Origin of the sequence: Robertmurraya dakarensis (assembly GCF_900156875.1) — a bacterium.
GTDB classification, from domain to species: domain Bacteria; phylum Bacillota; class Bacilli; order Bacillales; family Cytobacillaceae; genus Robertmurraya; species Robertmurraya dakarensis.
In genome coordinates, this window is record NZ_LT707408.1 from 40,806 (window position 1) to 54,776 (window position 13,971).

The 13,971-nt window shown below is 40.0% G+C and carries 28 protein-coding genes; all 28 read left to right on the forward strand.

The features are described 5' to 3' along the window. Positions 1-15: 15 nt before the first annotated feature. The gene (gene rplD, locus CZ487_RS00965) at positions 16-639 is read left to right on the forward strand and encodes a 50S ribosomal protein L4 (RefSeq protein WP_077210476.1); all 624 of its coding nucleotides are present in this window, start codon (positions 16-18) and stop codon (positions 637-639) included. Next, on the forward strand, positions 639-923 hold the full coding sequence (gene rplW / locus CZ487_RS00970) for a 50S ribosomal protein L23 (RefSeq protein WP_077210477.1): 285 nt from the start codon (positions 639-641) through the stop codon (positions 921-923). Before rplD ends, rplW begins: the two co-directional genes overlap by 1 nt. A gap of 28 nt (positions 924-951) precedes the next feature. Next, the gene (gene rplB, locus CZ487_RS00975; protein WP_077210478.1) at positions 952-1,782 is read left to right on the forward strand and encodes a 50S ribosomal protein L2; all 831 of its coding nucleotides are present in this window, start codon (positions 952-954) and stop codon (positions 1,780-1,782) included. A gap of 60 nt (positions 1,783-1,842) precedes the next feature. Then, positions 1,843-2,121 carry a 30S ribosomal protein S19 gene (gene rpsS / locus CZ487_RS00980; RefSeq protein ID WP_077210479.1) on the forward strand — a complete coding sequence of 93 codons (279 nt, stop codon included), beginning with the start codon at positions 1,843-1,845 and terminating at the stop codon, positions 2,119-2,121. A gap of 18 nt (positions 2,122-2,139) precedes the next feature. Then, complete coding sequence (gene rplV / locus CZ487_RS00985; RefSeq protein WP_077210480.1) at positions 2,140-2,481, forward strand: 50S ribosomal protein L22; 342 nt, start codon at positions 2,140-2,142, stop codon at positions 2,479-2,481. Between the two features lie 3 nt (positions 2,482-2,484). Beyond that, positions 2,485-3,141, forward strand: coding sequence for a 30S ribosomal protein S3 (rpsC, locus tag CZ487_RS00990; protein ID WP_077210481.1), 657 nt, complete (start codon positions 2,485-2,487; stop codon positions 3,139-3,141). A gap of 1 nt (position 3,142) precedes the next feature. After that, a complete protein-coding gene (rplP, locus tag CZ487_RS00995) occupies positions 3,143-3,577 on the forward strand; it encodes a 50S ribosomal protein L16 (RefSeq protein ID WP_077210482.1) in 435 nt (144 codons plus the stop codon). Then, positions 3,567-3,770 carry a 50S ribosomal protein L29 gene (gene rpmC, locus CZ487_RS01000; RefSeq protein ID WP_003351417.1) on the forward strand — a complete coding sequence of 68 codons (204 nt, stop codon included), beginning with the start codon at positions 3,567-3,569 and terminating at the stop codon, positions 3,768-3,770. The genes rplP and rpmC overlap by 11 nt, the downstream gene beginning before the upstream one ends. A 20-nt stretch (positions 3,771-3,790) precedes the next feature. Continuing rightward, the gene (gene rpsQ / locus CZ487_RS01005) at positions 3,791-4,054 is read left to right on the forward strand and encodes a 30S ribosomal protein S17 (RefSeq protein ID WP_077210483.1); all 264 of its coding nucleotides are present in this window, start codon (positions 3,791-3,793) and stop codon (positions 4,052-4,054) included. Positions 4,055-4,094: 40 nt separating this feature from the next. Next, the gene (gene rplN, locus CZ487_RS01010; RefSeq protein WP_077210484.1) at positions 4,095-4,463 is read left to right on the forward strand and encodes a 50S ribosomal protein L14; all 369 of its coding nucleotides are present in this window, start codon (positions 4,095-4,097) and stop codon (positions 4,461-4,463) included. A 36-nt stretch (positions 4,464-4,499) separates the two neighbouring features. Then, a complete protein-coding gene (rplX, locus tag CZ487_RS01015; protein ID WP_077210485.1) occupies positions 4,500-4,811 on the forward strand; it encodes a 50S ribosomal protein L24 in 312 nt (103 codons plus the stop codon). 26 nt (positions 4,812-4,837) lie between these two features. Next, a complete protein-coding gene (gene rplE / locus CZ487_RS01020) occupies positions 4,838-5,377 on the forward strand; it encodes a 50S ribosomal protein L5 (protein ID WP_077210486.1) in 540 nt (179 codons plus the stop codon). Positions 5,378-5,402: 25 nt separating this feature from the next. Next, on the forward strand, positions 5,403-5,588 hold the full coding sequence (gene rpsN, locus CZ487_RS01025) for a 30S ribosomal protein S14 (RefSeq protein WP_001085700.1): 186 nt from the start codon (positions 5,403-5,405) through the stop codon (positions 5,586-5,588). Positions 5,589-5,617: 29 nt separating this feature from the next. Next, positions 5,618-6,016, forward strand: a complete 399-nt coding sequence (rpsH, locus tag CZ487_RS01030; protein WP_077210487.1) for a 30S ribosomal protein S8 — start codon at positions 5,618-5,620, stop codon at positions 6,014-6,016. A 31-nt stretch (positions 6,017-6,047) separates the two neighbouring features. Then, positions 6,048-6,584, forward strand: coding sequence for a 50S ribosomal protein L6 (gene rplF / locus CZ487_RS01035; RefSeq protein WP_077210488.1), 537 nt, complete (start codon positions 6,048-6,050; stop codon positions 6,582-6,584). Between the two features lie 32 nt (positions 6,585-6,616). Continuing rightward, entirely contained in the window at positions 6,617-6,979 is a 363-nt protein-coding gene (gene rplR / locus CZ487_RS01040; RefSeq protein ID WP_077210489.1) for a 50S ribosomal protein L18, read from the forward strand. 22 nt (positions 6,980-7,001) lie between these two features. Next, complete coding sequence (gene rpsE, locus CZ487_RS01045; RefSeq protein ID WP_077210490.1) at positions 7,002-7,502, forward strand: 30S ribosomal protein S5; 501 nt, start codon at positions 7,002-7,004, stop codon at positions 7,500-7,502. Positions 7,503-7,515: 13 nt separating this feature from the next. Continuing rightward, complete coding sequence (gene rpmD, locus CZ487_RS01050; RefSeq protein WP_077210491.1) at positions 7,516-7,698, forward strand: 50S ribosomal protein L30; 183 nt, start codon at positions 7,516-7,518, stop codon at positions 7,696-7,698. A 33-nt stretch (positions 7,699-7,731) separates the two neighbouring features. Then, complete coding sequence (gene rplO, locus CZ487_RS01055) at positions 7,732-8,172, forward strand: 50S ribosomal protein L15 (protein ID WP_077210492.1); 441 nt, start codon at positions 7,732-7,734, stop codon at positions 8,170-8,172. Continuing rightward, on the forward strand, positions 8,172-9,464 hold the full coding sequence (gene secY, locus CZ487_RS01060) for a preprotein translocase subunit SecY (RefSeq protein WP_077210493.1): 1,293 nt from the start codon (positions 8,172-8,174) through the stop codon (positions 9,462-9,464). Before rplO ends, secY begins: the two co-directional genes overlap by 1 nt. A gap of 60 nt (positions 9,465-9,524) precedes the next feature. Continuing rightward, positions 9,525-10,175, forward strand: coding sequence for an adenylate kinase (locus tag CZ487_RS01065; RefSeq protein ID WP_077210494.1), 651 nt, complete (start codon positions 9,525-9,527; stop codon positions 10,173-10,175). Next, positions 10,175-10,921 carry a type I methionyl aminopeptidase gene (gene map, locus CZ487_RS01070; RefSeq protein ID WP_077210495.1) on the forward strand — a complete coding sequence of 249 codons (747 nt, stop codon included), beginning with the start codon at positions 10,175-10,177 and terminating at the stop codon, positions 10,919-10,921. Before CZ487_RS01065 ends, map begins: the two co-directional genes overlap by 1 nt. A 316-nt stretch (positions 10,922-11,237) precedes the next feature. Next, positions 11,238-11,456 carry a translation initiation factor IF-1 gene (gene infA, locus CZ487_RS01075; protein ID WP_019157108.1) on the forward strand — a complete coding sequence of 73 codons (219 nt, stop codon included), beginning with the start codon at positions 11,238-11,240 and terminating at the stop codon, positions 11,454-11,456. A gap of 37 nt (positions 11,457-11,493) precedes the next feature. Further along, positions 11,494-11,607 (forward strand): 50S ribosomal protein L36, encoded by a 114-nt coding sequence (gene rpmJ, locus CZ487_RS01080; RefSeq protein WP_000868344.1) that lies wholly within the window; start codon positions 11,494-11,496, stop codon positions 11,605-11,607. A gap of 21 nt (positions 11,608-11,628) precedes the next feature. After that, positions 11,629-11,994, forward strand: a complete 366-nt coding sequence (rpsM, locus tag CZ487_RS01085; protein WP_077210496.1) for a 30S ribosomal protein S13 — start codon at positions 11,629-11,631, stop codon at positions 11,992-11,994. A gap of 21 nt (positions 11,995-12,015) precedes the next feature. Beyond that, positions 12,016-12,405 (forward strand): 30S ribosomal protein S11, encoded by a 390-nt coding sequence (rpsK, locus tag CZ487_RS01090; RefSeq protein WP_077210497.1) that lies wholly within the window; start codon positions 12,016-12,018, stop codon positions 12,403-12,405. A 173-nt stretch (positions 12,406-12,578) separates the two neighbouring features. Continuing rightward, positions 12,579-13,523: a DNA-directed RNA polymerase subunit alpha gene (locus CZ487_RS01095; RefSeq protein ID WP_077210498.1), complete on the forward strand. Its 945-nt coding sequence runs from the start codon at positions 12,579-12,581 to the stop codon at positions 13,521-13,523. Between the two features lie 70 nt (positions 13,524-13,593). Beyond that, positions 13,594-13,956, forward strand: coding sequence for a 50S ribosomal protein L17 (gene rplQ / locus CZ487_RS01100; protein WP_077210499.1), 363 nt, complete (start codon positions 13,594-13,596; stop codon positions 13,954-13,956). The last annotated feature ends 15 nt before the right edge of the window (positions 13,957-13,971 follow it).

Here is a 13,971-nt window from a genome sequence, read left to right on the forward strand (position 1 = left end):
AAGGAGGAAATAAGAATGCCTAAAGTAGCAATGTTTAACCAAGCTGGATCTAAAGTTGGTGAAATCGAACTTAACGATTCAATCTTTGGTATTGAGCCTAACAGCCATGTTCTTTTCGAAGCTGTTGTTATGCAAAGAGCATCTTTGCGTCAGGGAACTCATAAAACAAAAATTCGTTCTGAAGTAGCGGGCGGTGGTCGTAAGCCATGGCGTCAAAAAGGAACTGGTCGTGCTCGTCAAGGTTCTATCCGTTCACCACAATGGCGCGGAGGTGGAACAGTATTCGGACCAGTACCACGCAGCTATAGCTATAAATTACCTAAGAAGGTTCGTCGTCTAGCGATTAAATCTGCTTTATCATCTAAGGTAGCAGAAGAAAATATCCTAGTATTAGAAAACCTTGCTTTTGATGCACCAAAAACAAAAGATTTCAAAGGTCTTTTAAAAGGACTTTCAGTTGATTCTAAGGCACTTATTGTAACAGCTGATCTAGATGAAAACGTAGCATTATCTGCACGTAACATCCCTGGAGTAACAGTAGTGACTGCAAACGGAATTAACGTTCTAGATGTTTTAGGTCATGATAAACTAATCATTACAAAAGCAGCGGTTGAAAAAGTAGAGGAGGTGCTTGCATAATGGATGCACGCGATATCATTAAGCGCCCCGTTATCACTGAACGTACTACTGATCTAATGGCTGAAAAGAAATATACTTTTGAAGTTGATGTTAGAGCAAATAAAACTCAAGTTAAAGACGCTGTAGAAGAAATCTTCGGTGTTAAAGTTGAGAAAGTAAATGTTCAAAACTACAAGGGTAAATTTAAGCGTATGGGACGTTTTGGTGGATATACTAGCAAACGTCGTAAAGCGATTGTTAAATTAACAGCTGATAGCAAAGAAATCGAATATTTCGAAGCTTAATTTGAAAATAGAAGAGGAGGGAAAATAAATGGCGATTAAGAAGTATAAACCAACCTCTAATGGTCGTCGCGGTATGACTTCATCTGATTTTGCTGAAATCACTACAGATAAACCAGAAAAGTCATTGCTTGCTCCTTTAAAGAAACAAGCAGGCCGTAACAACCAAGGTAAGATTACAGTTCGTCATCAAGCTGGCGGTCATAAACGTCAATATCGTATTATCGATTTTAAACGTAACAAAGACGGCATTCCAGGACGCGTTGCTACGATCGAATATGATCCGAATCGTTCTGCGAACATCGCATTAATTAACTATGTGGATGGTGAAAAGCGTTACATCCTAGCTCCTAAGAACTTAGTAGTTGGTATGGAAGTAATGTCTGGGCCAACTGCTGATATCAAAGTAGGGAATGCATTACCACTTGTAAACATTCCTGTTGGTACAGTTATCCACAACATTGAATTAAAACCAGGTCGCGGTGGACAGTTAGTACGTTCTGCTGGTACATCTGCACAAGTTCTTGGTAAAGAAGGTAAATACGTTCTAGTTCGTTTGAACTCTGGTGAAGTTCGTATGATTCTTGCTGAGTGTCGCGCAACTGTAGGTCAAGTTGGTAATGAACAACATGAGCTTATCAATATTGGTAAAGCTGGTCGTTCTCGCTGGTTAGGTAAGCGTCCAACTGTACGTGGATCTGTTATGAACCCTAACGATCACCCACACGGTGGTGGTGAAGGACGTGCACCAATCGGACGTAAATCACCAATGTCTCCATGGGGTAAACCTACACTTGGTGCTAAGACACGTAAGAAAAACAAGAAATCAGATAAATTTATCGTACGTAGTCGTAAAAAATAACGAGATTGAGCTACGGTTCAGTGAGAGAGCCGTAGGGCAATCACGAAGGGAGGTTCACACATGGGTCGCAGCTTGAAAAAAGGACCTTTTGTTGATGATCATTTAATGACAAAGATCGAAAAGCTTAATGAAACTGAAGGCAAACAGGTTGTTAAAACTTGGTCACGCCGTTCTACGATCTTCCCACAATTTATCGGACACACAATTGCTGTTTATGATGGTCGTAAACATGTTCCTGTATATATCACTGAAGACATGGTTGGTCACAAACTTGGAGAATTCGCTCCAACACGTGCTTACAAAGGTCACGCAAGTGATGATAAGAAAACAAGACGTTAATGAGAGGAGGGCATTCTAATGCAAGCAAAAGCTGTTGCAAGAACAGTTCGTATTGCTCCTCGTAAAGTTCGTTTAGTTGTGGATCTAATTCGAGGAAAGCAAGTTGGTGAAGCGGTTGCGATTTTGAAACATACTCCAAAAGCAGCTTCTCCAGTCGTTGAAAAATTGTTAAATTCTGCATTAGCAAACGCAGAGCATAACTACGAGATGGATGTAAATAATTTAGTAGTAGCTCAAGCATTCGTTGACGAAGGACCAACTTTAAAACGTTTCCGTCCTCGTGCAATGGGTCGTGCGAGTGCAATTAATAAGCGTACTAGCCATATTACTATCGTACTATCAGAAAAGAAGGAGGGATAATCAGTGGGTCAAAAAGTAAATCCAGTCGGTTTGCGTATCGGAGTCATCCGTGATTGGGAGTCTAAGTGGTACGCAGGTAAAGACTATGCTGATCTTTTACACGAAGACCTAAGAGTTCGTGAGTATATCACAAAGCGTTTAAGCGATGCTTCTGTTTCTAAAGTAGAAATCGAACGTGCAGCGAACCGTTTAAACATCACAATCCACACAGCGAAGCCAGGAATGGTTATTGGTAAAGGTGGTACTGAGGTTGAAGCGCTTCGTAAAGCTCTTAACTCACTAACAGGCAAACGTGTACACATCAATATTCTTGAAATCAAAAAAGCTGATATCGATGCGAAATTAGTTGCGGAAAACATTGCTCGTCAATTAGAAAACCGCGTATCTTTCCGTCGTGCTCAAAAACAAGTAATTCAACGTGCTATGCGCGCTGGTGCTAAAGGTATCAAAACAATGGTATCTGGACGTCTTGGTGGTGCGGATATCGCTCGTTCTGAATCTTACAGTGAAGGTACTGTTCCACTTCATACTCTTCGTGCAGACATCGATTATGCAACTGCAGAAGCAGATACTACTTACGGTAAGCTAGGCGTAAAAGTATGGATCTATAAAGGGGAAGTCCTTCCAACTAAGAAGAAAACTGAGGAAGGAGGCAAATAATATGTTAGTGCCAAAACGCGTTAAATATCGTCGTCAACACCGTGGGAAAATGCGCGGTCAAGCGAAAGGCGGAACTGAAGTAACATTTGGTGAATTCGGTCTACAAGCAACAGAAGCATCATGGATTACAAACCGTCAAATCGAAGCTGCACGTATTGCAATGACTCGTTATATGAAACGTGGCGGTAAAGTTTGGATTAAAATTTTCCCGCATAAGCCATACACAGCTAAGCCTCTTGAAGTCCGCATGGGTTCCGGTAAAGGTGCTCCAGAAGGATGGGTTGCAGTTGTTAAACCAGGTAAAGTAATGTTTGAAATCGCTGGTGTATCTGAAGAGATCGCTCGTGAAGCATTACGTCTTGCAGCACACAAACTTCCTGTTAAGTGTAAGTTTGTAAAACGAGAAGAAATTGGTGGTGAATCAAATGAAAGCTAATGAAATTCGTGACCTAACCACTGCCGAAATAGAACAAAAAGTTAAATCATTAAAAGAAGAGCTTTTCAACCTTCGCTTTCAATTGGCGACTGGACAACTTGAAAACACAGCTCGCATTCGTGAAGTACGCAAAGCGATTGCTCGCATGAAAACTGTTATTCGTGAAAGAGAGATCGGCGTTAATAATCGATAACCTGAGAGGAGGGTCACACGATGAGTGAACGCAATCAACGCAAAGTTTACACAGGACGTGTTGTTTCTGACAAAATGGATAAGACTGTTACTGTACTTGTCGAAACATACAAAAAGCATCCTTTATATGGTAAACGCGTTAAGTACTCTAAAAAGTACAAAGCTCATGATGAGCAAAACCAAGCTAACATTGGCGATGTAGTTCGTATTATGGAAACTCGTCCTTTATCTGCGACAAAACGCTTCCGTCTAGTAGAAGTTGTTGAGAAAGCAGTTATTATCTAATTGTTCGGAATAAGGTTTATCCCGAAGGGAGGTTACACACATGATTCAACAAGAAACACGTTTAAAAGTTGCTGACAACTCAGGTGCTCGTGAAGTATTGACTATTAAAGTTCTTGGTGGTTCTGGCCGCAAGACTGCTAATATTGGTGATGTTATCGTTTGTACTGTGAAACAAGCAACACCAGGAGGCGTTGTTAAAAAAGGAGACGTTGTTAAGGCAGTTATCGTTCGTACTAAGAGTGGTGCTCGCCGTAGTGACGGTTCATACATTCGTTTCGATGAAAACGCATGTGTAATTATCCGTGATGACAAAAGCCCACGCGGAACTCGTATTTTCGGACCTGTTGCACGTGAATTACGTGAAAACAACTTCATGAAAATCGTATCATTAGCTCCAGAAGTACTATAATATCAAATCAATTTGCCTTTAAGGAGGTGCGATCAGATGCATGTAAAAAAAGGTGATAAAGTAATGGTCATCTCTGGTAAGGATAAAGGCAAAACGGGTGTAATTCTAGCTGCTTTCCCTAAGAAAGACCGCGTGCTAGTAGAAGGCGTAAACGTCGTGAAAAAACACTCTAAGCCATCCCAGATGAATCCAAATGGAGGAATCATCAGCCAGGAGGCACCTATTCATGTGTCAAATGTAATGCCTATCGATCCTAAATCTGGTGAGCCAACACGTGTAGGCTACAAAGTGGAAGATGGCAAGAAAGTACGTATTGCAAAAAAATCCGGTGAAGTTCTAGATAAATAGTCAAAAGAAGAAGGGAGGTACAATGAATGAACCGCCTAAAAGAAAAGTATTCAAAAGAAATTACTCCTGCTCTAATGAGCAAGTTTAACTATAAATCAGTAATGCAAGTACCAAAGCTTGAAAAGATCGTTATCAATATGGGTATTGGTGATGCAGTACAAAACGCAAAAGCACTTGACAATGCTGTTGAAGAGCTAGCGTTAATTACTGGTCAAAAGCCAGTGGTTACTCGTGCGAAGAAATCTATCGCTGGTTTCCGTCTGCGTGAAGGTATGCCAATCGGTGCGAAGGTTACTCTTCGTGGAGAGCGTATGTACGAATTCTTCGATAAATTGGTTTCTGTTTCTTTACCGCGTGTACGTGACTTCCGTGGTATCTCTAAAAAGTCATTTGACGGACGTGGAAACTACACTTTAGGTGTAAAAGAACAGTTAATCTTCCCTGAAATTGATTACGATAAAGTAAGCAAAGTTCGTGGTATGGATATTGTTATCGTAACTACAGCTAATACTGATGAAGAAGCTCGTGAACTTTTAACTCAATTTGGAATGCCATTCCAAAAGTAATCGCTAAAATAAGGGAGGCGAAAATGTGGCTAAAAAGTCAATGATTGCGAAGCAAAAGCGCACGCCTAAATTTAAGGTTCAAGAATATACACGTTGCGAACGTTGTGGACGTCCACATTCTGTATACCGTAAATTTAAGCTTTGCCGTATTTGTTTCCGTGAATTAGCATATAAAGGACAAATTCCTGGTGTGAAAAAAGCTAGCTGGTAAAACCCATTATTGGGAAGGAGGTAAAAACAATGGTCATGACAGATCCAATTGCAGATTTGCTCACTCGCATCCGTAATGCGAACATGGTTCGTCACGAAAAATTAGAGGTTCCTGCTTCTAATATCAAGAAAGAAATCGCTGAAATTTTAAAGCGTGAAGGTTTCGTGCGTGATGTTGAATATATCGAAGATAACAAACAAGGTATCATCCGTATTTTCTTAAAGTACGGTCATAACAACGATCGTGTTATTACTGGTCTAAAGCGTATCAGTAAGCCTGGTCTTCGTGTTTATGCAAAAGCTGATGAAGTTCCACGCGTATTAAACGGCTTAGGAATCGCTTTAGTATCTACTTCTCAAGGCGTTCTTACAGACAAAGAAGCTCGCGCTAAACAAGTCGGCGGAGAAGTTTTAGCATACGTTTGGTAATCGAGTTTTTTAAAGAATGGAGGTGCAATAAATGTCTCGTGTAGGTAAAAAACCAATTGAAATCCCAACTGGTGTTACCATTACTATGAATGGAAATACTGTTACAGTAAAAGGTCCTAAAGGTGAATTGACTCGTACATTCAATCCTGATATGGAAATTAAGGTTGAAGATAACGTAATGAACGTTACTCGTCCTTCTGATTCAAAAGAACATCGTACAGTACACGGAACTACTCGTGCTTTACTTGCAAACATGGTTGAAGGTGTTTCTAAAGGTTTTGAGAAGAATCTAGAATTGATCGGTGTAGGTTACCGTGCTGCTAAGCAAGGTAAAAAACTAGTCTTAAACGTTGGTTATTCTCACCCTGTTGAAATCGAACCTGAAGAAGGTGTAGAAGTTGAAGTTGCTTCTAACACAAAGGTATCAGTAAAAGGTATTGACAAGGAACGTGTTGGTGCATTAGCTGCTAATATCCGCGATGTACGTCCTCCAGAGCCTTATAAAGGTAAAGGAATTCGCTACGAAGGTGAATATGTACGCCGTAAAGAAGGTAAAACAGGTAAGTAATGCCTCATAGGTAAACGAAAGGAGTGACCTAAATGATTACGAAGGCTGATAAAAATGCTACACGTAAGAAAAGACACGCACGTGTGCGTTCTAAACTTAGTGGTACTGCAGCTCGTCCTCGTTTAAATGTGTTCCGTTCAAACAAACACATTTATGCACAATTAATCGACGATGTAAATGGAGTAACTCTAGCGAGTGCTTCAACTAAAGATAAAGAAGTAAGTCTTGACTCTACTTCTAACGTAGATGCAGCAGTAATGGTCGGTGAACTAGTTGCTAAACGTGCAGTTGAAAAGGGTATTAAATCTGTAGTGTTTGACCGTGGAGGATATTTATATCACGGACGTGTTAAAGCATTAGCAGATGCGGCACGTGAGAACGGCTTAGAATTTTAATAGATAAAGGAGGGACAAAAGAATGCGTCGTATCGATCCAAACAAACTTGAACTTGAAGAGCGTGTAGTTACAGTCAATCGTGTTGCGAAGGTTGTTAAAGGTGGTCGTCGTTTCCGTTTCACTGCACTTGTAGTGGTTGGAGACAAAAACGGTCACGTTGGTTTCGGAACTGGTAAAGCACAAGAAGTACCAGATGCAATCCGCAAAGCTATTGAAGATGCTAAGAAAAACTTAATCGAAGTACCTATGGTAGGAACAACACTTCCTCACCAAGTTATCGGACACTTTGGTGCGGGTGAGATTCTTCTAAAACCTGCTGCTGAAGGTACAGGAGTAATCGCTGGTGGTCCTGTTCGTGCGGTACTAGAATTAGCTGGTGTAGGTGATATCCTTTCTAAATCATTAGGAACAAACACACCAATTAATATGGTCCGTGCTACTATCGATGGACTAAAACAATTAAAACGTGCTGAAGACGTAGCGAAATTACGTGGAAAATCAGTAGAAGAACTGTTAGGATAAGGAGGGAAATCAAATGGCTAATAAATTAGAAATTACCCTCACTCGCAGTGTGATTGGTCGCCCACAAGATCAAAAAGATACAGTTAAAGCACTTGGTCTACGTAAAACGAACCAAACTGTACAAAAAGATGATAATGCTGCTATCCGCGGTATGATCAACAAAGTTGCTCACTTAGTAACGGTTAAAGAAATATAATTTCATTCTTCTTCAAAATAAGGAGGTGCCAACATGAAACTTCATGAATTAAAACCTGCAGAGGGTTCTCGTAAAGAACGTAAACGTCTAGGTCGTGGTATCGGTTCTGGGCAAGGTAAAACTGCTGGTAAAGGTCATAAAGGTCAAAATGCTCGTTCTGGCGGCGGTGTACGCCCTGGATTCGAGGGTGGTCAAACACCTTTATATCGTCGTTTACCTAAACGTGGTTTCACAAACATTAACCGTAAAGAATTCGCTATCGTGAATCTTGACGTCCTAAATCGTTTCGAAGACGGAACTGAAGTAACTCCTGAATTATTAATTGAAACAGGAGTTGTAAGTAACGAAAAAGCAGGAATTAAGATTCTTGCTAAAGGCAAAGTTGAGAAAAAGCTTTCTGTGAAAGCTCATAAATTCTCCTCTGCTGCAAAGGAAGCAATTGAAGCTGCCGGCGGTAAAACTGAGGTGATTTAATGTTTCAGACATTCTCCAATTTTATGCGTGTGGGTGATATAAGACAAAAAATCATATTCACCCTTTTAATGTTGATTGTATTTCGTATCGGTACATTTATTCCTGTTCCGGGCGTAAATGCAGATGTCCTTAAAGCACAAGATCAAGTGAATGTCTTTGGGGTCCTGAATACATTCGGCGGCGGTGCGCTTCTTAATTTCTCAATCTTGGCTATGGGGATAATGCCGTATATTACAGCGTCCATTATTATTCAGTTACTGCAAATGGATGTTGTACCAAAATTTACGGAATGGTCAAAGCAAGGAGATGTCGGACGTCGTAAGTTAGCTCAGTTTACTCGTTATTTTACAATAGTGCTTGGGTTTATCCAGGCATTAGGAATGTCATACGGGTTTAACAATCTTGCAGGTGGTATGCTGATTGATAATCCCGGAATTGCATCCTATTTACTAATCGCAACTGTGTTAACTGCTGGTACTGCTTTTTTGATGTGGCTTGGTGAACAAATCACTTCAAAGGGTGTAGGTAATGGGATTTCTATTATCATCTTTGCTGGGATTGTCGCTGGTATCCCATCAACCGTAAATCAAATTTACGTTCAGCAATTTGAAGATGCGGGTGAGCAATTATTTTTACGAATTGTTACAGTATTGTTGATCCTTATCGCTATCGTTGCTGTTGTGGTTGGTGTTATATTTGTCAATCAGGCATTACGTAAGATTCCTATTCAATATGCGAAGCGTATGGTAGCAGGAAGAATGCCTACAGGTCAATCTACTCATCTACCTTTAAAGGTAAATGCTGCAGGTGTTATTCCAGTAATCTTTGCGATTTCATTTATTGTAACACCAACGACGATTGCACAGTTCTTTGAACAAAATGATGTAACGTTGTGGATACAAAGGGTATTTGATTATACACAACCGATTGGTATGGTGATATATAGTGCGTTAATCATCGCATTTACGTATTTCTATGCCTTTATCCAAGTGAATCCTGAGCAAGTCACTGAAAACTTGAAGAAACAAGGTGGATATATTCCGGGTATTCGTCCTGGAAAAGATACGCAGTCATATCTTACTCGTGTCTTATATCGTTTAACTTTTGTCGGTTCGATTTTCTTAGCAGTCATTGCTATTTTACCGGTGTTTTTTATAAACTTTGCTGGTTTACCACAGTCTGCTCAAATCGGCGGAACAAGCTTGCTCATCGTTGTCGGTGTTGCGCTTGAGACGATGAAACAGCTTGAAGCACAGCTTGTTAAACGTCATTATAAAGGATTTATCAAATAATTCGGTATTGGGGACAACAAAAGTTCCCAAAACCGTATTAGGGACTGAGGAGGAATTCGTGTGAATTTAGTATTAATGGGTCTTCCGGGTGCCGGTAAAGGAACACAAGCTGAGAAAATCGTAGAAAAATACGGCATTCCTCATATTTCAACAGGTGACATGTTTCGTGCAGCTATGAAAGAAGGCACGGAGCTTGGTTTAAAAGCAAAATCTTTTATGGATCAAGGTGCTCTTGTTCCAGATGAAGTAACAATCGGAATTGTTCGTGAACGTTTAAGTAAAGAAGATTGTCAAAAAGGTTTTCTACTTGATGGATTCCCTAGAACGGTACCACAAGCAGAAGCACTTGAAGATATTCTTACTGAACTAAACAAGAAGATAGATTATGTCATTAATATTGATGTAGATCAAGAAATCTTAATGGAACGTTTAACTGGACGTCGTATTTGTAAAAGCTGTGGTGCAACTTACCACTTAGTGTTCAACCCTCCATCTAAGGAAGGCACTTGTGATCGCTGTGGTGGAGAACTTTATCAACGAGCTGATGATAATGCTGAAACAGTTAATAATCGTCTGCAAGTTAATATTGAACAATCAAAACCACTCTTAGACTTTTACGAAACTAAAGGATATTTAAAGAATATAAATGGGCAGCAAGATATTGACAAAGTATTTGTCGATGTTGACCAACTTCTTGGGAGCTTGACTTAATGATTATATGCAAGACTCCAAGAGAGATCGAAATCATGCGTGAAGCTGGCCGTATCGTTGCGTTAACACATCAGGAATTGAAGAAACATATTGTACCTGGAATTAAAACAAAAGACTTGGATAAAATTGCTGATAATTTTATTCGTGATCATGGTGCAATTCCTTCTTTCAAAGGGTACAATGGGTTTTCTGGCAGTATTTGCGCATCTGTGAACGATGAACTCGTTCACGGCATTCCTGGGGAACGTGTTTTAAACGAGGGCGACATTATCAGCATCGATATTGGTGCTAAGTATAATGGGTACCACGGTGATTCTGCATGGACATATCCTGTTGGCACAGTGGATAAAGAAACGATTCATCTTTTAGAAATAACGGAAGAATCACTATATAAAGGTCTTAATGAAGCTAAGCCAGGGGAACGTCTTTCGAACATCTCCCATGCGATCCAAACGTATGTAGAATCTAACGCTTTTTCTATTGTACGTGAGTATGTTGGACATGGAATAGGGCAAGACTTACATGAGGATCCTCAAATCCCTCATTTTGGTCCTCCTAATAAAGGTCCACGCTTAAAGCCGGGAATGGTACTATGTATTGAACCGATGGTGAATGCAGGGAGCCGTTACGTTAAAACATTAGCCGATAATTGGACTGTTGTAACGATTGACGGAAGCAGGTGTGCTCACTTTGAACATACAATTGCTATCACTGAAACAGGTTACGAGATTTTAACGCAAGCGTAATATGTAGGTGGTTCCATTGGTTTACTTTGACTCGCGTCCAAAATTAATGCAATTAGTTTTAATTACGGGGGACGAGATACAAGTCTGTATGCTATAATTGTAAGGTTGACAGATGAATGGCTTGTTAACATAATAAACAACATGTCGGGCGTTTGACGAACGATTGAGAAAGAAATAATTTCTCCGTCTCCAACTTACTAATTATTTTCACCTAAAGTTCATAGAATTTTATTCTATCCGGTCATGTTACTAATGGAAAGCTAAAGACTGCATTATGGAAGTTCGTATATTTTTTAAAAGAAGGGAGACTAGTTCGATGGCGAAAGATGATGTAATTGAAATTGAAGGTACAGTACTTGAAACTTTGCCAAATGCAATGTTTAAGGTAGAATTGGAAAATGGTCATACAGTGTTAGCTCATGTTTCTGGTAAGATCCGCATGCACTTCATTCGTATTCTGCCAGGAGATAAAGTAACTGTTGAGCTTTCCCCATATGATTTAACACGCGGAAGAATTACTTACCGTTTTAAATAAATCTATTGCACTCCGTACTACCAAGGAGGTTAGGATAATGAAAGTAAGACCATCTGTAAAACCGATCTGCGAGAAATGTAAAGTTATCCGTAGACGCGGAAAAGTTATGGTTATATGTGAAAACCCTAAACATAAACAAAAACAAGGTTAATATTAAGGAGGTGCGCATATAATGGCACGTATTGCTGGTGTAGACGTTCCACGTGAGAAGCGTGTAGTTATCTCATTAACATACATTTATGGAATTGGTAAAAGTACTGCTCAAAAGGTACTAGCTGAGGCTGGAGTTTCTGAGGATACTCGCGTTCGTGATTTAACAGAAGATGAATTAAACAAAATCCGTGATATCATTGATAAATTAAAGGTTGAAGGTGACCTTCGCCGTGAAGTATCACTAAACATCAAGCGTTTAATGGAGATCGGAAGCTATCGTGGTCTTCGTCATCGTCGTGGTTTACCTGTTCGTGGTCAAAATACGAAGAACAATGCTCGTACGCGTAAAGGCCCACGTAAAACTGTAGCTAACAAGAAGAAATAATCTGTAAAGGAGGTACTTTAAATGGCTCGTAAAACTAATACACGCAAACGTCGTGTTAAAAAGAATATTGAACAAGGTGTTGCACACATTCGTTCTACTTTTAATAACACAATTGTAACTATTACTGACGTTCATGGAAATGCTCTTTCATGGTCAAGTGCTGGTGCTCTAGGATTTAAAGGTTCTCGTAAATCTACTCCTTTTGCAGCGCAAATGGCAGCTGAAACTGCAGCTAAATCTTCTATGGAACACGGTATGAAAACTCTTGAAGTAACTGTTAAAGGTCCTGGTGCCGGCCGTGAAGCAGCAATTCGTGCTCTTCAAGCTGCAGGTCTAGAAGTTACAGCTATCAGAGACGTAACTCCTGTTCCTCATAACGGATGCCGTCCACCAAAACGTCGCCGTGTGTAATTTTTCTGTATAGAATTTGTATCCCTGTCTATAATGGGATATGTAACAAATTTTTCTAGATAAATACAGAATGAAATAAACCAGTTGTTGTGCACAATCGGGAACGTATACAGGGGGAATTTCGGTTAAAGGTTTTAACCGGGGTTTCGACGTTTTGAAGGAGGGTGTATTTGATGATCGAAATAGAAAAACCAAAAATCGAAACGGTTGAGATCAGCGATGATGCCAAGTACGGGAAGTTCGTCGTAGAGCCACTTGAACGTGGATATGGTACTACTTTGGGTAACTCCTTACGTCGTATCCTACTATCGTCTCTCCCAGGTGCTGCTGTCACATCGATTCAAGCTGATGGTGTTCTTCATGAATTTCAAACGATTGAAGGTGTCGTTGAGGACGTAACATCTATAATTCTTAATATTAAGAAGTTAGCTCTAAAAATCTACTCAGATGAAGAGAAAACTTTAGAAATTGATATTCAAGGTGAAGGTGTTGTAACTGCTGCTGACATTACTCATGATAGTGATGTGGAGATTCTAAACCCAGATCTACACATTGCGACACTTGGTGCGAATGGTAATCTGCGTATGCGTCTTACGGCTAAACGCGGCCGAGGATATACGCCTGCTGATCAAAACAAAAGAGAAGATCAACCGATCGGTGTCATTCCAATCGATTCTATCTATACTCCAGTTTCACGTGTGTCTTATCAAGTTGAAAGTACACGTGTTGGTCAATTGACAAACTATGATAAGCTGACTTTGGATGTTTGGACTGATGGAAGTACTGGCCCGCAGGATGCAATTGCGCTTGGAGCTAAGATATTCACAGAGCACTTGAACATCTTTGTTGGTCTAACAGATGAAGCACAAAATGCAGAAATCATGGTTGAAAAAGAAGAAGATCAAAAAGAAAAAGTCTTAGAGATGACGATTGAAGAACTAGATTTATCTGTTCGTTCATATAACTGCTTAAAGCGTGCTGGAATTAATACTGTTCAGGAACTTGCTAACAAGACTGAAGAAGATATGATGAAGGTTCGTAATTTAGGACGGAAATCTCTTGAAGAAGTAAAACATAAACTAGAGGAACTTGGATTAGGCTTACGCAAGGATGATTGAGGTAATCGTCAACTTGATGTGAGATAACCCCAAGCGACAAAGATGACTTCAACAAAGGAGGGAAACTTTCATGGGATACAGAAAGTTAGGACGCACTAGTGCTCAGCGTAAAGCAATGTTACGTGACTTAGCTACAGACTTAATCATCAATGAGCGTATTGAAACAACTGAAGCTCGTGCGAAAGAACTTCGTTCAGTTGTAGAAAAAATGATTACTCTTGGTAAGCGTGGAGATCTTCATGCTCGTCGTCAAGCTGCTGCTTATATTCGTAATGAGGTTGCTAATGCTGAAGAAAACCAAGATGCTGTACAAAAACTATTCTCTGATATCGCTACTCGTTATCAAGAGCGTCAAGGTGGATATACTCGTATCATGAAACTTGGACCACGTCGCGGTGATGGTGCTCCAATGGTAATTATCGAGTTAGTTTAATTTTTCTAACAGACA